Origin of the sequence: Saccharopolyspora erythraea NRRL 2338 (assembly GCF_000062885.1) — a bacterium.
In the GTDB taxonomy this organism is placed as follows: domain Bacteria; phylum Actinomycetota; class Actinomycetes; order Mycobacteriales; family Pseudonocardiaceae; genus Saccharopolyspora_D; species Saccharopolyspora_D erythraea.
In genome coordinates this window covers 1,703,493-1,728,779 of the sequence record NC_009142.1, presented here as the reverse complement: position 1 = coordinate 1,728,779, position 25,287 = coordinate 1,703,493, and the positions used below count along the sequence as shown (strand labels likewise).

Below are 25,287 nucleotides of genomic sequence, written 5' to 3'. Positions count from 1 at the left end.
GTTATCGTGGCGGACCGTGACTGTCCCGGACCACGAAGCCGACGTGCTGCGCGCGGGAGTGGCGACCGCGGGCCCCCTGCCCGCCGATGCCGCCTCGTCCGACGCGGCTCCGGCCGCGCAGTCGGCCGAGGAGGCCGGCGGGGGCGAGCAGCGGCTCCAGCTGTTCGTCTACCTGCAGGCGCCCGAGCACCGCACGTATCTGGCGATCATGCGGTTGTTCACCTCGACGCTGCTGGCCGACCTGTCGGCGGGCGAGGTCGCGGCCGCGCTGGCCGCCGCCGAGCGGGAGGGCCGGGTGGCCGCGGGCGAGTCCGACCTGGACACCGTGATCGACCGGCTCAAGCAGCTGGTCAAGTGGGGCAACCTCGTGGTCGGGCGGCGCGAGACGATCGCGGCCAGCATCGCCGAGTTCCAGCACGGCAGCGTCCGCTACCAGGTCAGCAAGCTCGCGGTGCGCGTGCAGCGCGATGTCGACGCCCTGCTGCACGTGCCGGAGGGCGCCCGCGAGGTGTCCCGCGAGCTGCTGCCCGCGATCGAGCGCGGACTCGGCGAGATCTCGTCGATGCTCTCGGAGGTGCTGGTCGCCGAACGCCGCGCGCCGGAGGCCAAGAGCACCCGCAAGGCCAAGGAGCGGCTCGCCGAACAGGTGACCACCGTGTTCCTGCAGCACGCCGAGCTCGCCGCCACGGTCCGCGACTTCTACGCCTACCTGGGGCAGGTGGTGACCCGTCACCACCTCGCGCCCGACGAGATCTCGGGGTTCCGCAACCTGCTCGTCGAGTACATCCAGATGGTCGTGGAGGACGTGCTGCGCCACACCGGCACGATCGCGGCGTCGCTGGCGGGGCTGGCCGGGGTCCGCTCCGAGCTGCTGCGGCTGCTCGGCCCCGCCGACCAGCTCGGCACCGACGTCGAGCGCGCCCGGGGCCGCACCGCGCCCGACTGGCAGGAGCTCACCGACTGGTTCGTCGATGCTCCCGGCAGGCCGAGCCAGGTCGCGGCGCTGCGGGAGGCGACCGCGCGGGCCATCGGTTCGCTGCTGGCCAGCGTCAAGCGGGCGACCTCCGGTGGCGGCCTGGTGCCCGGCCGCCGCGGCGAGCTGCTGAAGCTCGCGCGGTGGTTCGACGCGGCGGAGGAGAACGACGCGCACCGCATCTACGCGGCGGCCTTCGGCCTGCACTCCTCGCGCCACCTGCTGCCCGCGCCCGACTACGACAGCGACAACCACGACGTGGCGTGGCGCGACGGTCCGGTGCTGGACGTGACCGTGAGCGTGCGCAGCCGGGGCGACCGCGGCGCGCGCGGCCGCACCTCGCGCGTGCTCGACGACCCGATGACCGAGGAGACCCTCCTCGCCCAGGCTCGCGAGGCCGACCAGCGCCGCAGCGCGGCGGTGTCGGAGCTGGCCGGGGCCGGTGCCGAGCTGGCGGCCACGACGCTTTCCACCGACGCGCTGGGCGTGCTGTGCGAGCTGCTGACGCTGGCGATGGCGCAGCGCGAGGGCTCCGACGACCCCGGCACCGCGCTCGACCCGGTGCACCGGCTGCGGGTCACCGTCCGCCCGGAACCGGGCCACCGCACCGAGATCCGCAGCACCTCGGGCACGTTGACGCTGCAGGACGCGGTGCTCGACGTCCGCGGTGACGGCGCGATCCCGGGTACCGAGGAGGAGGCGACCGCCCGATGAACGCCGTGCGCACCTTCGAGGACCTGCCCGACATCGACGCCGCCAACGTCGTGCGCTGCGCGCGGGTGCTGCTGCGCCGCCCGCTGCTGCGGCCAGGGGCGCCCGACGGCGACCTGCTGCCGATGATCTACCGGCAGCGCGCCGTCCTCCAGGAGGTTTTCTCCTCGCTGCTGGGCTACCGGCTGGTCGTGGAGCGCCGGTTCGCCCGGCTCTACAAGTCCGGGCCCGGCGACGACGCCACGCGCGGCGAGTCCTCGCTGTCCCCGCGCGGTTACGCCTACCTGGCGCTGACGCTGGCCGCGCTGACCGGCATCGGCCGCCAGGTGCTGCTGTCGCGCCTGGTCAGCGACGTGCGCGCGGCGGCGTCGGAGGCCGGCATCGCGGTGGTCGACGACCCGGCCGACCGCCGGGCGCTGACCGCGGCGCTGCGCCACCTGGTCGCCCTCGGCGTGATCACCGAGACCGAGGGCACGGTGGCGGCCACCGACGCCGCGGCCGAGGCGCTGATCACCATCGACACCGACCTGCTCGGCCAGCTCGTCGCGGGTCCGCTCGCCGAGGCCGACAGCCCGCGGGCGCTGGTGTCGACGGCGGCCGAGCCGGGTCCGCGCAGCGTCGAGCATGCGGTGCGGCGCCGGTTGGTCGAGGATCCGGTGGTGCTCTACCGCGACCTGCCCGACGCGCAGGCCGAATGGCTGCTCAAGCACCTCGGGACCGAGTCCAAGCTGCTGGAGCGGTTCTTCGGCCTGGTCACCGAGTCGCGCGCGGAAGGCCTGGTGGTGACCGACCCCGAGGACTACCTCACCGACGTGGTCTTCCCCGGGCCGGGCACGGTCGCGCGCATCGCGCTGCTGGCGCTGCCGGAGCTGCTGGAGCGCGCCGAGCCGCGCGAGTCCGACGGCAGGCACCCGGTGGCGGAGGCCGACCTCGCCGAGGTCTGCGCGGAGCTGGTCGAGTCCTACCCCGCCGCGTGGTCGCGGCAGGCGACCGAGGACCAGGACGACCTGGTCCGCTCGGTGCGCGCGCTGCTGGGGCGGCTCGGCCTGCTGCACCGCGAAGGCGAGCAGTGGCTGCTCAGCCCCGCCGCCCACCGCTGGCTGCCGCAACCCGACGCCACCCCGGCACCGGGCCGGGAACCCGAGCCGCCTGCCGCCGCACCCGCGGGCTGGTCGCTGTTCGACGACATGGAAGAGGAAGGTCAACGGTGAGCACGGAAATGGAGCTGCCGAACAGGTGGCGGCTGCACCGCGGCGGCATCGTCAACATCTGGCAGTACGCCGAGCACACCTTCGACCTCTCCGGCGGGCGGGCGATCTTCCAGGGCACCAACGGCTCGGGCAAGTCCCGCACCCTGGAGCTGCTGCTGCCGCTGTGCCTGGACGGCGACCTGCGCCAGCTCGGGTCGAAGGGCTTCGACACGGTCAGCATCCGCAGGCTGATGCTCGACGAGTACCCGGGCGGGCCCAACCGCATCGGCTACGCCTGGATCGAGCTGCGCCGCGACGCCCCCGGCGGCGGTGAGGAGTTCCTGACCTGCGGCGTCGGCGTCAAGGCGTCGAAGACCTCGCAGGCCATCAGCGACTCGTGGCGGTTCGTCACCGGCAGGCGGGTCGGGGTCAACCTGCAGCTTGTCGGGTCCGACCGGGTGCCGGTCGGACCGGCCCAGCTTCGCGAGATGCTCGGTGCCGACTGCGTGCTCGACGACCACGCCTTCCGCGCCAAGATCGCCGCCACCGTCTACGGCATGCCCGCAGCCCGCTACGGCGACCTGCTGCACCTGCAACGCACGCTGCGCAACCCCGACGTCGGGCTCAAGGTCCTGGAAGGCCAGCTCGAGCAGATCCTCTCCGACGCGCTGCCGCCGCTGGACCCGTCGCTGATCGAGCGGCTGGCGACCTCCTTCGACGACCTCGAGTCGATCCGGGAGAACATCGTCCGCCTCAGCAGCGCGGACAAGGCGCTGAGCGCGTTCCTGACGACCTACTCCGGCTACGCGCTGGGCTCGCTGCGCGAGCGGGCCGAGGCGATGCGCTCGGCGCGGACGCGGCTGCGGTCGCTGCGCGACGAGCTGGCGAAGCTGGAGAAGCAGGTCGCGGCCAAGCGCGGCGACCGCGAGTCCGCACAGCGCACCGTAACCGAGCTGGAGCAGCGCGAGGGCGAGCTGGAGTCCGGCATCGACGCGCTGCGCTCGCACCCGGCCTACTCGGAGCTGCAGAACCTGCGCGACCGCGAGCGGCTGGTCGAAAGCGCCCGCTCGGCGGCGGTGACGGCGCTGGACACCGCGAGCAAGCACCGCGCGCAGGAGGAGCGGTCGGTGGAGTCGGTGCTGGGAATGCTGCGCCGGCTGGCGGGCGACGCGGACGCCGCCGAGCAGGCCGCGCAGCGCGCCACCCAGCAGCTCACGACCGCCGGGCTCGACGGCGGGCTCGTCCCGCGCCCGCCCGCGGTCCCCACCGCCCAGGCCCGCACCTCGCCGGACCAGGTGCGTACCGCACCGGACTCCGACGCCGAACCCGCGACCATCGACCGCCACATCGCACCGGAGGTCGACGCCGACGCGCTGGCGGCCGCCATGCGCGAGGCCGCGTCCCGCACCGGCGACGCCGCGAGCGTCGCCACGGAGCGTTCGGCACTGACGCTGGCACTGCACCAGCAGGCCGTGGAGCTGGACGCCCAGCAGGACAAGGTCGCCGAGCTCCAGCGCCTGGCGCGCCAGGCCCAGCTCACCGCGACCGAGGCCGCGGGCCGGCGCAACCAGGCCCAGCAGCAGCTCTCCGACGCCGCCGCGGTCTGGGTCGAGCAGGCGCAGCGCTGGGGTGCCGGGTGGCCGGTGCCCACCGCGGACGATCCGGTACCCGCGCCGCCGCGCGACCGGGAGCTGGTGGCCGACCGGTCGGCGACCCGCGACGCGCGCGAGCGGACGCGGCGCTGGGCGCGGCCGAAGCTGCACGAGGCGCGCGGCCAGGTGACCGAGGTCGAGCAGGAGCTCGCCGAGCTGCGCGAGCGCACGCGCGGGTGGGAGCAGGAGCTCGCCGAGCTGCGCGCCGGCCACGAGCGGACGCCGCCGCGCCCGGCCTGGGCCGACGCCGAACGCGACGAGAGCAAGGGGCGGCCGTTCTACCGACTCGTGGACTTCTCGCCCTCGCTCAACGACGACGACCGGGCGGGCCTGGAGGCCGCGTTGCAGGCCAGCGGCCTGCTCAACGCCTGGGTGTCGCTGGACGGCAGCGTCGTCGGCCTGGCCGAACTGCTCGCCGCACCGGAAAAGCCGGCCGGGTCCGCCACCCTGGCCGACCTGCTCACCCCGGCCGCCGAGCCGGACTGCCCCGTGCCGGGCGAGCACGTCGCCGACCTGCTGGCCTCGGTCGCGACCGACGGCAGCGCGGGCCTGTCGGTGTCGGCCGACGGCACCTGGCGTGCGGGTGTGCTCTCCGGGGCGTGGAGCAAGGACACCGCCGAGTACGTCGGCGCCGGGGCCCGCGAGTCGGCCCGCGCCCGCCGCATCGCGGAGCTGGAGGACGAGCTCTCCCAGCTGCGCGGGCGGATCGCCGACGCCGAGCGCCGCCACCGCGACGCCGGCGAGCACACCTCGCGGCTGGAGCAGTACCTGGAGTCCTACCCCGACGACAGCGACCTGCTCACCGCGCACGCCAAGCTCGCCACCGCCCTGGAAAGCGCCCAGGACGCCGAGCACCGCGCCGCGCAGCTGCGCGAACAGCACGAGCAGGCCGACCAGCGGTGGCAGGCCGCGCACGCCGAGCTCGTCCGTTCGGCGGGCGAGGCCGACCTCCCCGCCGACACCCGGGCGCTCGACGCCGCCCACCGCGCCGCGTCGGAGGCCCGCAACGGCATCGACGCGCTGCGCGAGGCGATCGAGGCGCGGTGCCTGCCGACCCTGGCCGACCTTCGCGAGGTCTCGCTGCACCACGACGTGGCGGTCGCCGACCGGATGGAGGCCGAGTCGCAGGCCGAGCGCCGCTGCGCCGACTACGGCGAGCAGGCCGCCGGGCTCGCCGAGCTGACCTCCGCGGTCGGCGGGGAGGCGCAGCAGATCGCCGACAAGGTGGGCGACCTGGAGCGGGAGCGCGCGGAGCTGCGCAGCGAACTGCCGCAGGCGCGGGAGCGGATCAGCTCCCTGCGGGAGTCCTCGGCTAGGCTGGAGACGCAGCTGGAGAACAAGCAGTCCCAGCTCGCGGGCCGGGAGCAGGAGGAAGCATCCACCACCGAGGCTTTCGGCACGGCGCTGCGGATCCCGGGGCTGTGGGCGGCCGCCGCGGTGTCCGACGAGCTCCCGCCGGAACTCGACGACGCAGCGGCGCTGCTGGTGGAAAGCGACCGCAAGGGAGCATCGGAAACCACGGTGCTCAACCGCTTCCAGGCCCTCCAGCAGTCGCTGAGCGGCAACTACGACATCAGCGCCGGGGAGCAGAACGGGCTGCTCACGGTCACCGTCACCGGTGAGGAGGGCCCGCAGCCGGTCGCCGACGCGGCGCGGCGGGTCAGCGAGCGCCTCGGCGAGCAGCGCGGCTACCTCAACGAGCGGTACCAGTCGATCTTCGCCGACTACCTCATCCGCGACCTGGCCGAACGGCTGCGCGGGCAGATCACCGTCGCCGAGGACCTGTGCAAGCGGATGAACGAGGTGCTCGACGGCGCCCGCTCCAGCCAGGGCGTGCACGTGCAGCTCGAATGGCAGCCGTCGGCGGCGCTGGGCGACGACATCCGGCAGACGATCGAGCTGGTGCGCACGCCGTTCGCCGACCGCAGCGACGACCAGGACGCGCTGCTGCGCCGGGTGTTCACCGACCTGATCGAGTCCGAGCGCGACAGCACCTCCGGCGGCTACGCCGAGATCCTGTCCCGGGCGCTGGACTACCGGTCGTGGTTCGCCTTCACCGTCCGGGTCCGCGACACCGGCCCCGAGGGCAAGCCCCGGGTGCGGCGCCTGCGCCAGCTCTCGTCGGGTGAGACGCGGCTGATCTCCTACGTGACGCTGTTCGCCGCCGCGGCGGCCTTCTACGACGCGGTCAGCGTCTCGGCCGGTGGCGGCGGGCCGCTGCGGCTGGTCCTGCTGGACGAGGCGTTCGAGCGGCTCGACGACCCGACGATCGCGCGGATGCTGGGACTGCTGGTCGACCTGGACATGGACTGGCTGATCACCTGGCCGAGCGGCTGGGGCGTCTCGCCGAAGATCCCGAAGATGCACATCTACGACGTGCTGCGACCGCGCAGCGGGCACGGGATCGCCTGCACCCACACCACGTGGGACGGCCGGGGTCTGGAGCGGGCGGATGGCTGACACCGACGACGTCCGCGCGAGGTGGGACGTGGAACCGTTGCGCGGGTTGTGGGAGAAGGCCCGCGAGGTCCTGGAGTCGCCGGAGCAGCCGTCGACCTTCCGGCTCGAACTGCCCGACGAGGAGACGCAGACCGCGGTCGGCGAACTGCTCGGCCGCCCGATGCTGGGCTACGGCACCCGGATCAAGGTGTCCACTCTGGACGAGCGGGTCCGCGGGGCCGGTCTCGGAGTCGGGCTGGCGGAGGTGCTGGAAATCCTGCACGGCAGGCCGGTGTCCCGCACGTCCTCGATGTCCTCCACTTCCTCGGTCGCGGACGAGCCGCGTGCCGCGGTGCGCGCGGCGCTGGCCGAGCACTCGCTGGGCGACGCGCCGTGGGCCGACGAGTGGGCCCGGTGGCTCCACCAGTACGGGCGCGTGCCCGAGGACGAACTCGACGTCGTCGTGCGGCGTGCCGCCGCCGTGCTGGCTGAGCTGGCGCTCGACCGCGCCCCCGTCGCGTGGACGTCCCGCGCGGACCTGGCAGCCCGCACCGGTGACGCGCACGGGCTCGACAGCGGCACGACGCTGAGCCGCGTCGTCCTGCGGGCCGCCGCGCTCGCCCACGACGTCGCGGCACCCGGCAACGAGCACGAGCGCCGCGCGCTGTGGGAACGCTGCGGCGTCGCCCTCGACGGCGTCTCGGCGACGGTGCTGTGCTGGTCGCTGCCGCTCACCGGCGCCGACGACTGGTCGCGTTCGGTGCTCCGGCGCACGGCGGCGGGTCTGCCGTCGCACCTCACCCACCTCGACCTCCAGGCGGCGCCCGCCCGGCTCGTCGAGCCCGGCACGACCCTCACGGTGTGCGAGAACCCCCGCGTCCTGGAGGCCGCGCTGCGGGACGACATCGGGCACCCGCTCGTCTGCCTGTCCGGCCAGCCGACGACGGCCGGGCTCGAACTGCTGCGCCGCCTCGCCGACGACGGAGCGGTCCTGCGCTACCACGGCGACTTCGACTGGCCGGGCGTGGGAGTTGCGGGGGCCCTGCGGACCCAACTCGGCGTCGAGCCGTGGCGCATGACGGCGGCCGACTACCGCCGGGCACTCGACGACGCGGCCCGCGACCGCATCGACCTGCCTTCCCTCATCGGGGCGCCGGTGGAAACCCCGTGGGACCCGGCCCTGGCGGACCTCATGGCCACGTCCGGGCGCGCGGTGGAGGAGGAAACCCTGCTTCCGGCCCTCCTGGCGGTCCTTCGCCGGTAGGCGTCGGCGGCGTCTGCTTCGAGGGATCGCGCCGGACGGTCGGCACCGCCTCCGTCAGGTAGCGCAGTCGGGGACACCTCGTCATGTTGGCGCCGTCGGGGACACCGCTGCCAGGTGATGCCCTCGGGGACGCCGCCGTTCAGGTACCACCGGAGGCAGGGCCCTGCCTCCCTCAGAACCGCTGGTACATCACGTGGAGGCCGACATATCCGTGCTGCGGGTGGTTGAACGCCTCAGGGAGGGTCGCGGCGATCTCCATCCCGAGCGAACGCCACAACGCCACGGCGCGGGTGTTCGTCTCGACCACCGCGTTGAACTGCATGGCGCGGAACCCGTCCGCCTTCGCCTGGTCCAGGACGTGGCGTCCCAGCGCACGGCCCGCGCCACGACCGGCGTACCCCGGCGCGACCATGAAGCTCGCCGTGGCGACGTGCGATGCGGGACCTTCGTGGTTCGGCCCCGACACGGCGGTCCCGACCACTTTCCCGTCGTCGTCGACCGCGACGACCGTCCGGCCGGGCGGTGCGGGGAACCAACGCTGCCGCGCCCGCGCCTCGTCGATGTCGCGATCCCACGAGAACGTCTCCCCGGCAGCGGCGATCTCACGCATGAACGGCCAGATGGCGGCCCAGTCACCCTCGGAGGCATCGCGGATCAGCATGCCGCCCAGCTTCATGCGCCCCCGCACCCGCGCGCAACCGCTTTGCCCGCAGCCGAACCGCCTCCTCCGGTCTGCTTCCCGCCCTCGCCGCACGCGGTCCCCCACTGAGCCCGTTCCTCACTGGAAGAGGTTGCGCAGGAAGGCGATCAGCGACTGCGCCACGCCCTGCAACCACAACATGGCGTTCTCCACCGCCCCGGCCGACCCCTGCGGGTCGGAGATGACGAAGTACAGCGCCACCCCGATCGCGGCGAGCGTGACGACCTTCTTGGTGTCCACGGTTCCACTCCCTCCATCTCCGGTCCCGTCCGGACGGGTCGAGCCGCCGCCCGCTGACGGACACCGGCCCAGACCGGTCTCCGCCGAACGGTCCCCGTGATGCTGCAGGACGACTAGCGCTCCGTGTTGGCAACTCGCCGAATCCCCGTACCAACGGGCGAAATCCACCACGCCTCGCCTAACGCCCGCATACCCGGAGTCACGACCTTTTGGTTATTCACACTTCCGAAGTCGCGCACGCCCAGCGCCCCAGAGGTTCCCAACCGCCCCCGTCGGACAGCCCTCCCCCGTCTAGCCAAGCCAAGTACCCGACCCGCCGCCCGGAAGCTGCCCGCCGCGCACTCTCCGAGTTCCCTCTCCACTCCCCTTCCGCCAGCGGAGTCGGCCGATCGCTCGTAGTTTCTCCGTCATGGTCTCCGTGGAGTTCTCCGCAGACGATGCCGAGGGCCTCGCGCGCTGGTGGGCCGCTGCCCTGGGCTGGCGCGCCGAGGACGCGATCGTCTGGCCCGACGGACCGGGTGTCGCGATGCGCTTCATCTCTCCGGCCACGCCGAAGACCAGCAAGAACGGCATCCACCTCGACCTGCGCAGCGAGGACCACCACGACCAGCGCAAGACCGTCGAGCGCCTGTTCAACGCGGGCGCGGGGTTCGCCGACATCGGTCAGGGCGACGCCGTCCCGTGGGTCGTGATGTCCGATCCGGAGGGCAACGAGCTGTGCGTGCTCGAACCTCGCGAGGTCTACCACGACACCGGGCCGCTGGCGGCGATCGTGATCGACTGCGCCGACCCGCACGCGCAGGTGGGGATCTGGTCGTCGGTCACAGGGCAGCCGGTGACCCACGACGAGGACGGCTACGCCGGTCTCCAGTTGAAGAGCGGCCCGTACCTGGAGTTCCTGCAGAGCCCCACCGGCCCCGAGGGCCGGTTGCGGCTGCTCACCGGGCCGGTTCGATGACCTTGGTGGCGTGCAGCCTGCGCACGAAGTCCGCGCCGAAGGCGGTGGAAGGCGTGTGCGCACCCGCCTCGACCTCGCCGGCCTGCAGACCGCTGATCACGCGCAGCACGGAGTCCGCGGTGAAGTCGTAGGTGTTCGGGGTGATCAGCGCCGCCGAGGCGCTGCGTCCGGAGGCGTCGGTCGCCTCGGCGAACACCTCGCTCCAGCTACCGGCTCGCCTGCGGGGGCCGGGACCGCTGACGAACGTGTCGATCGCGGCCTTGCCGAGTCGCTGCACGATCGGCAGACCGAGAATCCGCTGCCCCAGACCGGACCACTTGCCCGCCTTGTCCAGTCCGGGCAGGTGGGCGAAGGTCGTGATGTTCGGGATGCCGGTGCTGCGGTAAGCGCTGCTCACATCGCCCCACGGCAGCGACGTCACGCGCCGCTGAGCGGATGGGAAGGGCACCTCGCGGCTGCGCCATCCCATCGGCACGGTGCGGATCTCCCCGTCGATGCGGGCCTTGCCGCCCATCGCGGCGCCTTCGAGCGCGCTCTTCAGCGTGCCGCGGCTGATACCGCCGCCCGCCTGGAACGCCAGGTCGAGCTGCGTGGCGTCGGGCAGTGCCGCGGCGACCATGGCCGCGAGGCAGTCGGTCGGCACGACGTCGAAGCCCGCGCCCGGCAACAGCACGACCCCCGCGCGCCGCGCGTCTTCGTGCCTGGCGAACACGGCTTCGAAGACGTCGATCTCACCGGTGATGTCGACGTAGTGCACGCCACCGCGCAGGCACCCTTCGACCACCGGCGCGGAGGTCGCGGAGAAGGGACCGGCGCAGTGCGCCACCACCTCGATGTCGCGCAGCCCGGCGTCAACGGCGTCAGGGTCGCTCAGATCGAACGTCCGATACGGCAGGCCGCGCGGAGTGGCGAACGCGGCGATCTTCTCCGCGTCGCGACCCGCGAGCACGGGCCGCTCCCCACGGCTGAGCGCGAGCTCCGCGACGAGCCGCCCCGTGTAGCCGTTCGCGCCGTAGATCATCCAGGCCATCGCGATCCTCCTCGTCCGCCGCGGTCCGAGAGCGTCTTCGGTCTCCACCCCGTCCAGGCCCCTGCACGAACCCCGCCCGGGCCCTGCGCGGTCCAGGGCCCTGGGCGCTGGACCCGCACGCATGGGTGCACATCCACGTGCAGCGGCGGCACACCCGGACGTCGGCGAGACACCCTAGTAACGAAAACCGCCGGCACCGGTCACGGGTTGCCCCGCCAAGCCGATCAACCCCCGCCTCCCTCGGTTGGAGGAGCGATCAGCTTCGGACAGCCTCCCACCGGAAGCGAGGCGGCACCGCGCGGACTCCCGGAACGGGCGTACGCCGCTGACCACACCTGCCGCTCGCCGGCCGTCCTCCGCACCCTCGCCTTCCGCTCCCCGCACCCGCCACTCCCGCGCCCTCCGCTCTCCGCTCTCCGCTCTCCGGTCGTCGGCCGTCGGCCGTCGGCCGTCAGCCTTCGGTCGTCGGTCGTCGACACCGAGCGCCAGTCGTTGTCAGGCGCTGAGCGCCCGTCGCGCGTCGCTAATCGCTCGTCGGTAGTCGCTCACCGGTCGGCGCTAGTCGCTCATGGCTCCTCGGCCATCGGCAACCTAGGGGCGGCCTGCCCAGGTCAAGATGGCTGGTGGCCCAGGTCGGCGGCGATCGCCATGGCGGTGTTGCGCACGTGCGGTGCGAGTCGTCGGAGTTCGCCTGGCTCGCGGGATGCCCGGACCGTCGTGAGCGATACCGCCGCGCCGACTCGTCCGCTGATGTCCGGGATTCCGACGCCGACGCAGTGCACCAGCGGCTCGAACTCCGCCTCGTCGGTGGCGTAACCACGGCGCGCGACCTCGGCCAGGCACTCGTCGAGCTGATCCGGGTCGGTGATCGTGTGCTCGGTGTAGCGGGTGAACTCGTGCCCGGCGAGCAGCCGCTTGCGGCGCTCCGGCGGCAAGGCCGCCATGATCACCTTGCCGGCCGCCGCGGTGTGCAACGGCACCGATCGTCCGATCCGCGAGTACGTGCGGATCGTCGCCGCTCCCTCGATCTTGTCGACGTAGACGATCCGGTCGTCGACGAGCTGCGAGAGGTGCACGGTCGCCCGGGTCGCCTCCGCGAGCGCGATCAGGTGCGGGCGCGCGATCGACCGCAGGTCGATGCCCTCCAGCACCTGCTGCCCCAGCTCCGCGAGCCGAAGCCCGAGGCGGTACCGCCCGTCGGAACCCCGCGCGAGCAGCCCGGCGTCGAGCATCGGTTGCAGCATCCGTAGCGCGGTCGACGCGTGCACCCCGAGCCCGCGCGCCAGCTCCGAGACGGTTCGCGGTCCTTCGGCGACGGTGTCGAGCACCTGCACAGCCTTGGCGACGGTCTTCGACATCGGCCCCTCGTCCCGGACGACAGCAACACTGCGCGCGCGACGTTAACAGCTCACTTGCACATGTTGCATGCCTCCAGGCACTGCCGGTGTCGGCGATGGGATATCAGCCTTCGCGATGAGCTGAAGAGCGCCGCCTGCGGATATCTCCGCCACCACGCGCATGCGGCCCACTGATAACTGAACGTGTCTATGGTGCTTCACTCGTAACCCGATCACATCAGAGCCAATCGGCCATTCGGAGCTGCCTATCGGCGGTCTACATCAAAAACGAGCGCCAAGATCGGCCTGGGCCCTAGACTCACGAACAATGTCGCCTCGTCCTTCCCAGCCCTTCGACTCGATGTCGCAAGCAGCAGCGCGCAGCCGCACCGGAACAGGCGCGGAACGACTGGGACCGCACCCCCGCGCATCGGGCGAGCGTGGGATGCCGGGCTGGGCCGAGGACATCCCGACCGTCGGCACAGTGCCTCTCAGCCCCGACCCACGGGCGTTGGAAAGCCTCGGCCGCAACCATTCGCTCGCCACCGCGCTCTCCGATCTGGTCGACAACTCCGTGGACGCGGGCGCCGACCACGTGCTGATCCGATTCATCCGCCACCGCGGGCGGATCTGCTCGCTGTACGTGGTCGACGACGGACGCGGGATGTCGGCGGCCGCCATCGACAATGCCATGACCATCGGCGGGCGTCGCACCTACCACGAGCGTGATCTCGGGCATTTCGGAATGGGACTACAGAGCGCGTCCTTCAGCCAGGCAAGGACACTCACGGTGTTCTCGAGGGCGGTCGGGTGCGAAGCGGTCGGCAGACGGCTCGCCCTGCACCGGCGTTCGGACTTCCACGCCGACATGGTGCCCAGCGACTTCGCGGGGCACGAACTGGGCCGAGACTGGTCTATGAACCTCGCAAGGCACGGCACCGTAATCAGGTGGGACGAGGTCACCGGATTCCCTGTGACGACCGACGATGCCCGCGTCGAGGAATTCATCTCAGAGGCCCTGCGCTCCGTTAGCGGCCACCTCGGGCTCATCTTCCATCGCATCCTCGCAGCGAACCGGGTCACTATCCACCTGGATGTCGAAGACGTGGACACCCAGCAGGTCGGCGGTCGGTTCGAGGTGAGCCCTCTGGACCCGTTCGGCTACCGCAGAACGGGTCGTTCCGGATACCCCAAGGAGATCACTGCGACGGATTTCAGCACGCGGCTCACCTTCCGCTGCCACATCTGGCCGGGCCGATCCGCAATGCCGCAATTCCGACTTTCTTCCGATCCCGCACACCACCAGGGCCTCTACATCTACCGGCGGGAGCGGCTGATCCAGGCGGGCGGTGAGTGGGGCGGGCTCGCGATTCTGGGAAGGCGGCTGCAACTGGCCCGGGTCGAGGTCGACATCGACGACGACGTCTCCGGGCTCCTCCGCATGAACCCCGAGAAGTCGAAGGTGCAAGCGGGCCCCGAATTCGTCCGGCTGGTCGAGACGGCGAGGGCCGCGGACGGCACTACCTTCGCGGATTACCTCGAAACTGCGGAACAGGCTTTCCGCGAATCGCGCAAGCGCACGCGGGCTCGACGCCCGATGCTCCCGCCGGGAAGAGGATTCACGCCCGCCTTGCGCCGGACTCTCGGTGCGGAGGTTCCGTTCACCGACGACGACCGCCCCATCGAGATCCGGTGGCGTAGGTTCGAGGACGACGACTTCTTCGAGGTCGACCGCGACAACCGCACGCTGTGGCTGAACGACCTCTACCGGTCCCGAGTACTCGGCGGCAGGCGCGGCGGGCTCAACGACTCCCCGATCCTGAAGGCGACGTTGTACCTGCTCGTCGAAGAGGTGTTCCAGGGCGAATACCTCGGCCCCCGTGACAAGGACAACATCAACCTTTGGCAAGAGGTCCTGACCGCTGCCGCCAAGAGCGAGAAGGAATGACGGGAAGACATCTAAGCACGGCCGCGTTCGACGAATACCTTCGACAGGCCGTCCCGGTCGAGTACACGATCGACGGGAAACCACCCTTGTCGCTGTTCATCGACCCGGCGCGACCGGCGATCGGCATCCGGATGCCGATCGCGGAGGCATCCGGGCTTACCGACAGCGGCTGGCGGAACATCTCGCTCCGGCGGATCTACCGGGACGGACGTCGGCAGGCCGAAATCTACGTCGACGATGACCCCCTCTTCCTCGACGCCTATCCGGTGCTGCTGTCGATCGCGGACCGCATGCAGCTCGACGGGCGATCCCTCGAGGAGGCGCTGGCGATCACCATGCGAGTGCTCGGGCGGCTGCTGCTGCGTCAGGATGCGCTCCCGATCGAGCGTGAGATCGGGCTCTTCGGCGAGTTGCTTCTGTTCGCTGGCCTCTGCGACACGCTCGGACCAACAGCCGCGCTGGCGTCCTGGCTCGGACCGACCGGCGGGGAGCACGACTTCGTCCTCCCAACCTTCGACCTCGAGGTGAAGACGACCGCCGCGGAACGCCGCAGACACCACATCGGTTCGACCGAGCAGCTACAGCCCTCCCCGGAACGTCCGCTGCTGCTCGTGTCCTACCAGTTGACCGGGACCGCACACGGCGGACGAACGTTGCCGGACCAGATTCAATACGTCCGGGAAAAGGTCAAGACCTCCGAGCGAGGGCGGTTCGACTCGCTTCTGGAGCAGGCGGGTTGGTTGGAACCGCGGTCTGGGGCCTACCCGACACAGTGGCGAAAGCGCTCGGCCGGACTGGCCTTGGAGGTCGGCGGCGCGGATTTCCCGGCCATCACCACGGATGCCCTGATCAGGGCCGAGGTCGATCTCAGTCGCATTTCGAACGTCCGCTACGAGATCGACCTCACCGGTCTGTCCTCATCGGACGGACTCCCCAACTTCCTCACCGACGCACTTGGCACGAAGGGCTTCGCATGAGCAGTTCCGCCTTCACGGACGCCTACCTCGCAGCGCTCTCGGCGATGGAGGGCAAGCGACGTCCAGTGCCGCTGCACGACACGGCGCGCTTTATGGGCGCTGACGAGGGTGTGATGGCGACCGACGACACGCTGCGCGCCCACCTCGAGACCGTTGACCGGGAGGACCCGCTGCGCAAACGCCTGCACCAGGCGCTACTCACCTGGGACGCAGTCGACAAGGCCGCGTGGACGGAGGACACGGAGCGACAAAGCGAGGAACGACGTGCACTCGTGCTGCAGCTGTTGAAGGTCGATAAGGAGATGGCCGCGTTCCTTTCGGACAAGTTTCGCGTGGTGGCGAGAGACGAGGTGCTGATCGCGGATGATGACGACTGGCAGCCTTGGTACACCCCTGAGATCCGCGCGTCGCGGGACTTCTACTGGAGCAGCTACAAGACGCTGCTCACGGGCAAGGGCTGGGACGCCGATGCCGTCACCGCGTTGGACCGGACGACCGACCAGGTGATCGAGCGGCTGTCGGACCCATCGCGCCCGGAGGCGTTCCAGGCGAAGGGACTCGTCGTCGGACACGTGCAGAGCGGGAAAACAGCCAACTTCACCGGCGTGGTCGCAAAGGCGATCGATGCGGGCTACCGGCTGATCATCGTGCTGACCGGCACCACCGACATGCTGCGCAGCCAGACCCAACGGCGGCTGGACATGGAACTGATCGGGGTCGAGAACATCCTAGGCGGGATCGATCCCGATGACGCCGACTTGCTCGACGAAGTCGACTACCAGGACGACCCGGACTGGATCGAGGGCAAGTTCCTCAGCCACGGAGTGCAGCCGAACGACATGGACCGCCCGGCGATCCATCGGCTCACCACGTACGCCGGCGACTACAAAAGTCTCAAGCAGGGGATCGAGGCACTCAACTTTCCCAAGGCGGACCGGCGGAAGCGCTTCTTCGAACTGGAGAACCTGCTCCCGGCGGATACCAAGGTGGCGATAGTGAAGAAGAACGGCACGGTGCTGAGGAAGCTGGCGTCGGACCTGCACCGGATCAAGAAGAAGACCAACCTCGGCGAGATTCCCACACTGATCGTCGACGACGAGTCCGACCAGGCCTCCGTGAATACCAGCAATCCGAAGAACTGGACGAACGGTGAAGTTGAGCGCACGGCGATCAACGGTCTCATCTCGGATCTGCTGGACGCCCTTCCGCGCGCTCAGTACGTCGGCTACAGCGCAACACCGTTCGCCAACGTGTTCATCGATCCGAGTGATACTGAAGACATCTTCCCGAAGGACTTCATCCTCTCCCTTGACCCGCCGCCTGGTTACACCGGAGCCGCCGCCTTCCACGATCTCGAAAGTGATCTCGATGAGGCGGACCGCACATACGCCAACTCGAACCGAAATTCCTTTATCAGGTTCGTGCGCGAACCGAGCGGTGAGGACGACGAGACACTTCGCAAGGCGATCGATACGTTCGTACTGACCGGAGCCATAAAGCTGTACAGGCAGGAACACGGCGCGCGCACGTTCCGGCACCACACCATGCTCGTGCACGAGACCATGCGCACGGCCGACCACAGCATGCAGGCCGGACGTATACGTGCCATGTGGAAGAGTGCCGGCTACTACTCGACGGGCTCGGAGCAGCGACTTCACCGGGTGTTCGAGGGGGACGTCAAGCCGGTGTCGTTGGCCCGCTCGGAAAGCTCAGCCGCGGTTCCCGAGTTCGACGAGCTCCGGCCGTACATCGCGAAAGCCGTATCTCGCGTGGGACGGTTCGACCCGGTCCTGGTCGTGAACAGCGACAAGGACGCCGTAACCGAGCAGCTGGACTTCGACCGCGACGACGTGTGGCGAATCCTGGTCGGCGGCAACAAGTTGGCACGAGGGTTCACCGTCGAAGGACTCACCGTTGCCTACTTCCTCCGCAAGACCAAGATGGCCGATGCCATGATGCAGATGGGACGCTGGTTCGGATTTCGCCGCTCCTACGCCGACCTCATGCGCCTGTTCCTCACCGAGGAGCTGTACGAGGCGTTCGAAGCGATCGCGCTCGACGAGCAGTACTTCCGGAAAGAGCTCAAGCGCTACGCGAGGCCGGTCCACGGACAGAAGCAGATCACTCCGAAACAGGTGCCCCCGCTGGTGGCACAGCGCCTTCCCTGGTTGAAACCGACCTCAGCGAACAAGATGTACAACGCCCGCCTGGTCGAACGCCGTTCTCCAGGTGGAGCGGTCGAGCCTGGGGCTTATCCGGCGAAGAAGGACCTTCGAGCTCTCCGCGTCAACACCGAAGCCATGCTGCCCATCCTGGACTGCGCCACAGAGCTGGTGCCGATGCGGACCGAAAAGCAGTCGTTCATCGCCTACTTCGGCGCCGCCTCGCACTCGCTCGTCATCGGTTCACTGGCGCAACTCAAATGGAAGGTGCCCGAAAGCTTCCTACCCGATCTTCGCTGGCTCGAAGGCTTGAATCGGGACCAAGTCCCACTATGGCACATCGTTCTTCCGCAACGCGGCCGTGACGCGAGCTCAGTCGCGACGATCTTGGGGCGTGGACCGTTCAGCCTCTTCGGCCGTACGCGCCGCCCTGACCGTGACGATCATTACGGTTTCATCAGCGATCCGAAGCACCGCGAATGTCGACCGGCGGCGAACGCCGATGAGACCGCCACGCCGACAGCCCGCATGCTGATCTACCCGATTCCGCAGTGTGATATCAATTCCGTGCCGAAGGGGGCTGCGATCGATCCGGAGCAGGTGGTACTCGCTTTCCGGCTGGAACTGCCGATGACGGCCGCACCCACCGACGGACGTCTCATCACCTTCACCACGATCAACCGACAGCAGCAGAAAAGGGCGATCATCGAGAGGACTCAGGCGGAAGTCGACTGACCTACGCCGTATGCTGCCTGCGCGAACCGCGGGCACTGATCTCCCAATCGACCGCAGACAACGAACGGACAGGTTTCGTCGATGTGTTCCACCAAGGACTTCGGCTCGACGCTGGAGGCCCGTATGCGGATCCGCGGGTTGAGTCGGAAGCAGTTCGCCGATCTCGTCGGTGTCACTGCAGCCGCCGTCTCGTCATGGACGACGGGCCGGGTGACACCAGGCACCGAGACGATGCGGAGGATCGAGGAAGTCCTGGGGAGTTCGAACGAATCGGATGGCGCCGACGGTGGAACGCTCACCGCCGGCCCCGGAACCCTGGCGTGGTACCACCGCCCGGCGCACCGGGATGGTGGCCGGGAACTCGGGAACGCCGCTGCGTTCGCTTTCGACACCGACCTCGCCGTGCTCGCCAGGGAGGCGACGCAGAACAGCTTGGACGAGCGGTTCGACGGGTCCGAGCCGGTGCGGGTCCGCTACGCGCTGCACGAGATCACCGACGAGCGACTGCGGAGCTTCCTGGAAGCGCTGCGTTGGGACGAGATTGAACCGCACGTCGAAGCCGCTGCATCCCCCTCCAACAAGGTCGGCCGAATCCTCGAGCGAGGTCTGGCGGACCTACGTGAGAACGATCGCTTGGTCCTGCTACGCATCGACGACCACAACGCGTGCGGGTTGACCGGCCCGGATTACGACGACGGGCGGTTCTCCGCAGTCATCCGGCGCCAGCTGGACAGCCGGAAGGAGTCCCCGAACGCAGGCGGGTCTTACGGCCTGGGTAAAGCGGTGCTGTGGGCCACGAGCAAGCTCGGGCTCGTGCTGGTCAACAGCCATCTCTCCGAGCCGCACGAGGGACTGCGGGGCAACCGCATGATCGGGCGCTTGGAACTGCCGTGGCGGCGCGCCGAAGGTGGGGAGTGGGCAGGCCCAGCATGGTTCGGCGAACCCGACCCGGAGCGGGGCGGAGCCACCCGGTCGTGGTGGGGGGACACCGCCACGGCACGGCGGCTTCACCTCGAGCGGACCGACGAGTCGCCAGGTACGTCCTTCCTTATCGTCGGCGCCCACGATCCAAGCGGCGAGGCCGACGCATTGGAGGAAATGCACGACGCGCTGGTCAAGGCCCTGGCGAACAACTTTTGGGCCTCGATGGTCGCGCGCACCAGTCAGGCTCCGATGCTCGAAGCGTCCGTAGTGGCAGAAAGGGACGGCGAGGTGGTGGTCCCCGAACAGCGCGTCGACCCGTACCTGTTCGAGCCCACGATGACGCGGGCATTGCAAGCCTTCCTCGACGGCCGGACGACGTCTGAGCTCACCGCGAAGCACGACGTGGCTCGGGTGGATGTGCCGCTCGCCGTTCCGCGGCGGAAGGACGAGGACAGCGGCTCTGCGCACTCTCACGCGGCCGTGCTGCTGGTCGCTCTCGCCGACGTCGTCGGCGGGACACCGAACCGCCTCGTCGGCATGCGTGGAAACCGGATGGTCGTCGTCGAGGGCAAGATTCCGGATATGCCGCTTGGCGCGCCTCCGGTGCAGGCCGTGCTCCTCGCCGGCCGGGCAGCGGGCGGAGAGGGCGCCGACGCCGCCGAGGGCTTCCTCCGCGCCGCGGAACCTCCCGAGCACAACGACTGGAAGCGCACCGACGACCTGACCTCCACCTATGCGCGCGGTGCCGCCACCCGAATTACCGAGTTCCGCAGGGCATGGAAAGAGGCCGTCCACCGGCTGATCCGGCCAACGGAGGAAGCCAAGGACGACGTTCCCCCTGCGTTGGCCGGCCTCCTCGATCTGGACGCCCCGCCAGCGCGGCGGAGTCCCGGGTACCCGACCGTCAACGACATTGACGGCGCGGTACAGAGGGACGGCTCCTGGCGCATCCAGGTGGACGTCCAGCTACCCGTGCGCGAGGACTCGTGGGTTCTCGAACCGATTCTGCGGTTTGCCACCCGCTCGGGGCCGAAACCCGTGGTGAAGTGGTTGCTGGAGCCGACGCTCAACTGCGAGCTGGCGGAGTCCGGTGCGCTCGTTTTCAGCAAGGGCGCGCGCCACGCCGGCTTCGTCGGTACCAGCGACCCATCCTCGCACCCGGTGACCGCGGATATGGCTGTCGTGGAGGTTGAACTGCGTCGAACGAGCGAGGTTTCGCCGTGAACAGGCTTTTCCCGTACCCGACCTTGGTCGGCAGGAGCGAGCTGGAGGTTGTCGGGGTGCGACTCGACGGCAGGCCCCTGCCTGCGCCCCTGATCTCCGCGAGCAACCGCGTCATCGCGCTCAACCAGGCCGAACGTCCGGATTGGGAGGAGGTGAAGATCGAGGTCAGGTTCAGGACGCCGCGTGAGCTGCGCACCGGCGGGTGGCAGGTCGTCGGCTGTTACTCCTCTCTTTCCGAACGGCGCACAAACACCCGCTCGTTGACACGACTGGTACAGGAGTCCGACGACGTCTGGGCCGGCGTCGTCCTCGCTCACCACGACGACCACCGAAGGCGTATCGACCTCGATGCGCTGATCACCGCCACCGTTCGGGAGGTTCCCGGCCGGATCATCGGGCGCGCGGCGGACATGTGGACCATCGATCTGGAGGCCAGGACTCCCGCCCGCAAGAACACCGTGAAGGCGGTCTGGTCCGACTTCACCGCTGCGGACAAGCCCTTCCTGAATCCTTACCGGGACGATCCTTGGACGATCGAGGCTTCCGGCGAGGAACCGACCCTCTACCTCAACTCCGCTTTCGAAGGACTGCGGCAACTTATGAGGACGAGTGATCGGACGACCCGCGATGTGGTCGGCGCCCAAGTTGCCTCGGACATGTGGGTCGCGCTGTTCAACGCCGCTGCCGCCTCCGTCGAAACCGACGCGGACGGTCAGCCGGAGTGGCCGTCCGGGTGGCGCGCGGCCGTGCTGCGGCGAATGCTGCCGGACGTCTTCCCGGAGCACTCACCGGACGACGCCCTCATCGAGATCCACTCGCGCCGAGAGCAGGGCGAGGAATCCGATCTACAAGCCCGATTGCTGCATGCCGCAAGCCGGCAGGCACAACTGCCCAAGCGCCTCAGCGGTTTCATCAGGATCTTGGCGAAGAAGGAGAACTTATGAGCGAGCCGATCCTCCCGCCACCCCCACCATCTGTGCTCGGTTCGTTGCCCGACACCGAGGTGGGCAAACACCTGAACGCGGACCTGCTGGCGGGACAAGCCTACCCTCCTGCCGAGGCGATCGATGCGAGCGCGACATTGCTCAGCGATCACGAGCGCCACCAGGCGGACGATGTCCGCGATCTCATCGAGGAGGCGATGGAGCGGTTCGCCGACACGCGGACAGCGTCCGATGCGTGGCTAGCACCGCGGTTGCACGCCACGCTGCGGCTGACCAGGCGCGAGGCGGCCGACTCCGGGATATGGAACTACCTCGCGCTACGGCTCGCACCGGACTACGTACTGTGGCGCTTCCCACCTCGGAAGGCGAAGGAGCCCTCCAAAGAAGAGGTCAACGCGGCCCGGTTCAGCGGCCAGTACCACACGCAGGCATTCGCACGGCTGTGGTGGGCGGCCGAGCTTTTCCGCGATGGTCCGGATTACAGGCCCGTCGAAATATTCTGCAGCAACCAGGACATGCTGGGAACGACACTGCGCCTGGACATCGCGCTGCACCGGGCCACTGCGCAGGCCCTGACTCTGCTGCTCGAGCGCGGAGTCGTGCATACCGGTCGTGAGGTGAACGCCCTGGCGAAGGCCGTCAACTCGGCGGGCACCACATTGCTTTTCGAGGTACTGGCCGAGACCGCACCGTCGGAGACGGGTGCCTACCGCGACTGGGTCGACCGGGTCGGCGTACACGTCCCGTACGAACGGCTCCCGGAAGGACCACCGGACGGATCGGTGCCGCCGGAGTCCGTCGAGCGCCTTCTGGTGCTCTTCGAGAAGCTGTTCAAGGAGGCCCCGGTGCGCGGCAAAGCGAGCAGCGACGAGGGGGTGGCCTGAACTGGTCAGGCCGTGTCCCGGAGTCCCCGCTCGGCTTGCTGACCGGACACCTCGAGAAGGTAGCGGTAGACCTGCCCCGCGATGGCCCGCGCCAGCCCGACCGGGACTGCGTTGCCGATCTGACGCGCGATCTCGATCTTGCTGCCGCACCACTTGAAATCCATGGGGAAGTCCTGCAGGAGTGCCGCCTCCATGTGCGTGATGGGACGGTCTGCCTCCGGGTGCAGGTACCGACCCTTCTCCGGCTTGTAGAACTCGGTGCGGATCGTCACGGCGGGCCGGTCCCAGTGCAGCCGTCCCATAACATCAGCCGAGCCGCTGCGGTGCCGCATCCAGCTTTCCGTGGAAAGCCACTCCGGCAAGTCGTGGCGGTTGCCGCCCGGTGGAATGGCCGCATATCGATCCAACGAATGTTGCGTCGGCTGTCGACCGATGTGCAGCTGCTGGGTTAGAAATACTCCGGGAAGCTCTTTACCCAGCAGGTTCTCGCGGTCTTTCGGAAGGCTCGTGTCCTCCACCTCCCGATCTCGCTGGAAGAGAACATCGCGCACTGAAACCCACGGCTTGAGCACCGCTTCCCGTGACGGGAGCGGAAGATCAAGAGTGTGGACCGCGTTCCTGACGTGCGTCGGCTCAGGGTACTGCACACCGACGCGCTCCGGGTGTTCACTGATCAGATCCCGACGGGTGGCGAGGATGATGGCCCGTCGACGCGCCTGTGGGACACCGTAGTCCGCAGCGTTGAGGATTCTTGGTGGCTCCAACACGTAATCCCGGAGCTCGCCCCCTCGCTTGGTAGCGCCTTGGAGACTCGTATAGAAATCCTGGTAGGCGCGCGAGGTGAGAAAGCGGTCGACGTTCTCAATGACGAAGACCTTCGGATTCAGGACGTTGACCACCCGCATGTATTGCTGCCAAAGCGTATTCCGCGGGTCGTCGGAGTCTTCTTTGCCCAGGCTAGAAAACCCCTGGCACGGCGGACCGCCGAGGATGACATCGACATCATCCTTGATCTGCCCCGGGTTCCAGTGGATGATATCACCATCCTCCCGGCCAGCGTAAATATGGTCCGTGCCACCAGCCTCTTCCGCGAAATTGGCTGCATAGGTCGAGGCTGCGGCGATGTCCCACTCGACAGCTCCCACCGTCCGGAAGGGGGACGTCGTGCCACCAGGTGGGCGGAACTCCCGGAACCCCTGCGTGAATCCACCACAACCGGCGAAGAGGTCGATCATGTTGATGCGGTCGGGGTTCGCGGTCATGGCGATCACTTTATCGAGTGGCCGGGTCCGGTCGGGCCGCACATGCCGAGATCCGCACGACATTTCCCGGCGTCAGGTCATGCGGTGGCCAAGGCGACCGCGATCGACTTCCCGACCGCCTCCGCGAGGGCGGGCGGCACGGCATGCCCGACCTGCCGGAAGCGGGACGTCTTCCGCCCGGAGAAGGACCACTCGGCGGGGAATCCCTGTAGGTCCGCAGCCTGCTCCACCGTCAGTTTCGGGAAGGTCTTGCGGTCGTTCGGGTCGACGATGTGGTCGGGCCCTGGGGGTTGGTCCGCGACGCTCGCACCGTTCACACACAGGCGCGCCCAGATGTCCTTCGTCCGAGAGGGCCCTAGATCGGCGCCGCCTCTCCCTTTGGCGCCTCCGACGATCGTCGGAGCGATCTCGTTCGCCTGCCTGCCCCACTCCTCGGCGCCGGGCCATCCACGACTCGCCATGGATTTCCGGAGCACATCGCCGACCGTCGGAGCTCCGTGATCATTGCCGACCGGCCATGAGAAGCGGGCGAGATGCTCCGGTGCCATTCCCACGATCAGACCGTGCGGCCTGCGCTGCGGAACGCCGAACCGCTGGGCGTCGAGGACCACCCATTCCACCTCGTATCCGCAGTTCCCCAGTTCGTCACGGATGAAGTCGCGCTCGCCCCGAAAAGCATCCTCTTTGACCAACGCGGGCACGTTGTCCAGCAGGATCGCCTTCGGTTGAATTTCCGCCGCAAGCCAGACCGCTGCGCGGAAGGGGTCACGTGTCCGCTCCACCGCCCGCCGGTTTCCCGCCACCGAGTACGGAACTCTGGGCGGTGCACCGGCAAAGAGGTCAACGTCCAGGACCTGGGGGTGATCGTTACCGATGAACTCAAACAGATCGTACTCTCGCACGTCCCAGGTCGGACGATTGATCCGAAGAGTGGCGCAGGCATCGGTGTCCTCATCGAAGAGCATGACCGGATCGAAACCCGCTGCCTCCAGTCCGATCGCCATGCCACCGGCACCCGCGCAGATGTTCAGACTCGTGAAACGCCTCAACGATCCTCCGATCGGCCTGGCTGTGCAAAGACGACGGAATACCCACCCGCGTTCAGCCATCCGATTAAACTACGCATGGCCTGTGACGTACAGTAGCGACCATGGCTTCGAGGCGGCCGGTGGGGGCTTCCAGCGAGGGCGTGCGGAAGAGTATGCAGGCCAACAAGGGGCGGGACACGAAGCCGGAGTTGGCGCTCCGGCGCGCCGTGCACGCGCTGGGGTTGCGCTACCGGGTGTCGACGCGCCCGCTCCCCGCGATCCGCCGAACCGCCGACCTTACGTTCAGCCGGGCCAAGGTCGCGGTGTTCCTGGACGGGTGCTTTTGGCACGGCTGTCCGGAGCACCACACGCAGTCGGCGACGAACGCCGAATTTTGGGCGGAGAAGGTGCGGCGCAACCGCGAGCGCGACCGGGAGATCGACCGTCTACTGGCCGAGGCGGGTTGGTCGGTCATTCGGATCTGGGAACACGAGGACCCGCAGGTCGGCGCAGCCCTCGTCGCGCAAGAGGTCCGGTCCCGTCGGTAACAAGCGCAGATGGCGGGTGTCCCGAACAGGGCGGAGGCCGTCTTGTCTTCGTAGGGGGTTTCGAAAGGAGGAGCCCCAGAATCAAGTCTCACCGCAAAGCCACCGCCCACATCGGCACCCTTCCGATGTCGCGTATTGAAAAACGACCCTTTTCGCG

At 69.2% G+C, this 25,287-nt stretch carries 18 protein-coding genes; 12 read left to right on the top strand and 6 right to left on the bottom strand.

Annotated elements, in window-relative coordinates; genetic code table 11:
* Nucleotides 1-16 precede the first annotated feature (16 nt).
* From SACE_RS07725 to SACE_RS07710, 4 genes are read left to right on the top strand one after another with little or no spacing between them, the layout of a single operon-like run.
* Complete coding sequence (locus tag SACE_RS07725) at nt 17-1,687, top strand: TIGR02677 family protein (RefSeq protein ID WP_009948158.1); 1,671 nt, start codon at nt 17-19, stop codon at nt 1,685-1,687.
* Nucleotides 1,684-2,895 (top strand): TIGR02678 family protein, encoded by a 1,212-nt coding sequence (locus SACE_RS07720; protein ID WP_009948159.1) that lies wholly within the window; start codon nt 1,684-1,686, stop codon nt 2,893-2,895. Before SACE_RS07725 ends, SACE_RS07720 begins: the two co-directional genes overlap by 4 nt.
* A complete protein-coding gene (locus tag SACE_RS07715) occupies nt 2,892-6,986 on the top strand; it encodes a TIGR02680 family protein (RefSeq protein ID WP_021341508.1) in 4,095 nt (1,364 codons plus the stop codon). Before SACE_RS07720 ends, SACE_RS07715 begins: the two co-directional genes overlap by 4 nt.
* Nucleotides 6,979-8,229: a TIGR02679 family protein gene (locus tag SACE_RS07710; protein ID WP_009948163.1), complete on the top strand. Its 1,251-nt coding sequence runs from the start codon at nt 6,979-6,981 to the stop codon at nt 8,227-8,229. Before SACE_RS07715 ends, SACE_RS07710 begins: the two co-directional genes overlap by 8 nt.
* 172 nt (nt 8,230-8,401) lie before the next feature.
* Here the strand turns inward: SACE_RS07710 and SACE_RS07705 are convergent, their stop codons facing one another.
* Together SACE_RS07705 and SACE_RS38260 are read right to left on the bottom strand one after the other, a co-directional pair.
* Nucleotides 8,402-8,890, bottom strand: coding sequence for a GNAT family N-acetyltransferase (locus tag SACE_RS07705; protein WP_231849943.1), 489 nt, complete (start codon nt 8,888-8,890; stop codon nt 8,402-8,404).
* Nucleotides 8,891-9,007: 117 nt separating this feature from the next.
* On the bottom strand, nt 9,008-9,169 hold the full coding sequence (locus tag SACE_RS38260; RefSeq protein ID WP_009948165.1) for a hypothetical protein: 162 nt from the start codon (nt 9,167-9,169) through the stop codon (nt 9,008-9,010).
* A 409-nt stretch (nt 9,170-9,578) separates the two neighbouring features.
* Here SACE_RS38260 and SACE_RS07700 point away from each other — a divergent pair, with 409 nt between their 5' ends.
* Complete coding sequence (locus SACE_RS07700; RefSeq protein ID WP_009948166.1) at nt 9,579-10,127, top strand: VOC family protein; 549 nt, start codon at nt 9,579-9,581, stop codon at nt 10,125-10,127.
* Here the strand turns inward: SACE_RS07700 and SACE_RS07695 are convergent.
* Both SACE_RS07695 and SACE_RS07690 read right to left on the bottom strand, forming a co-directional pair.
* Complete coding sequence (locus tag SACE_RS07695; RefSeq protein ID WP_009948169.1) at nt 10,108-11,157, bottom strand: saccharopine dehydrogenase family protein; 1,050 nt, start codon at nt 11,155-11,157, stop codon at nt 10,108-10,110. The two genes, SACE_RS07700 and SACE_RS07695, sit on opposite strands and share 20 nt — an antisense overlap.
* 611 nt (nt 11,158-11,768) lie before the next feature.
* Nucleotides 11,769-12,515 carry an IclR family transcriptional regulator gene (locus SACE_RS07690; RefSeq protein ID WP_009948170.1) on the bottom strand — a complete coding sequence of 249 codons (747 nt, stop codon included), beginning with the start codon at nt 12,513-12,515 and terminating at the stop codon, nt 11,769-11,771.
* 424 nt (nt 12,516-12,939) lie between these two features.
* On the opposite strand from SACE_RS07690, the gene SACE_RS07685 reads away from it, so the two are divergent.
* The 6 genes from SACE_RS07685 to SACE_RS07660 all read left to right on the top strand — a co-directional run bounded on the left by SACE_RS07685 (nt 12,940) and on the right by SACE_RS07660 (nt 22,292).
* Entirely contained in the window at nt 12,940-14,442 is a 1,503-nt protein-coding gene (locus SACE_RS07685; RefSeq protein ID WP_009948171.1) for an ATP-binding protein, read from the top strand.
* Between the two features lie 86 nt (nt 14,443-14,528).
* On the top strand, nt 14,529-15,419 hold the full coding sequence (locus tag SACE_RS07680; protein ID WP_009948172.1) for a PD-(D/E)XK motif protein: 891 nt from the start codon (nt 14,529-14,531) through the stop codon (nt 15,417-15,419).
* Nucleotides 15,416-18,316, top strand: a complete 2,901-nt coding sequence (locus SACE_RS07675) for a Z1 domain-containing protein (RefSeq protein WP_011873399.1) — start codon at nt 15,416-15,418, stop codon at nt 18,314-18,316. Before SACE_RS07680 ends, SACE_RS07675 begins: the two co-directional genes overlap by 4 nt.
* Before the next feature lie 81 nt (nt 18,317-18,397).
* The gene (locus SACE_RS07670) at nt 18,398-20,464 is read left to right on the top strand and encodes a helix-turn-helix domain-containing protein (protein WP_009948174.1); all 2,067 of its coding nucleotides are present in this window, start codon (nt 18,398-18,400) and stop codon (nt 20,462-20,464) included.
* A 56-nt stretch (nt 20,465-20,520) separates the two neighbouring features.
* Entirely contained in the window at nt 20,521-21,408 is an 888-nt protein-coding gene (locus SACE_RS07665) for a hypothetical protein (protein ID WP_011873398.1), read from the top strand.
* Nucleotides 21,405-22,292 carry a DUF6339 family protein gene (locus tag SACE_RS07660; RefSeq protein WP_011873397.1) on the top strand — a complete coding sequence of 296 codons (888 nt, stop codon included), beginning with the start codon at nt 21,405-21,407 and terminating at the stop codon, nt 22,290-22,292. Before SACE_RS07665 ends, SACE_RS07660 begins: the two co-directional genes overlap by 4 nt.
* Before the next feature lie 5 nt (nt 22,293-22,297).
* On the opposite strand, the gene SACE_RS07655 is transcribed toward SACE_RS07660, so the two are convergent.
* Both SACE_RS07655 and SACE_RS07650 read right to left on the bottom strand, forming a co-directional pair.
* A complete protein-coding gene (locus tag SACE_RS07655) occupies nt 22,298-23,554 on the bottom strand; it encodes a DNA cytosine methyltransferase (RefSeq protein WP_009948178.1) in 1,257 nt (418 codons plus the stop codon).
* Nucleotides 23,555-23,631: 77 nt separating this feature from the next.
* Nucleotides 23,632-24,663 (bottom strand): DNA cytosine methyltransferase, encoded by a 1,032-nt coding sequence (locus tag SACE_RS07650; RefSeq protein WP_081468348.1) that lies wholly within the window; start codon nt 24,661-24,663, stop codon nt 23,632-23,634.
* Nucleotides 24,664-24,704: 41 nt separating this feature from the next.
* Here SACE_RS07650 and SACE_RS07645 point away from each other — a divergent pair, with 41 nt between their 5' ends.
* Nucleotides 24,705-25,130, top strand: coding sequence for a very short patch repair endonuclease (locus SACE_RS07645; RefSeq protein ID WP_081468349.1), 426 nt, complete (start codon nt 24,705-24,707; stop codon nt 25,128-25,130).
* Nucleotides 25,131-25,287: the final 157 nt, after the last annotated feature.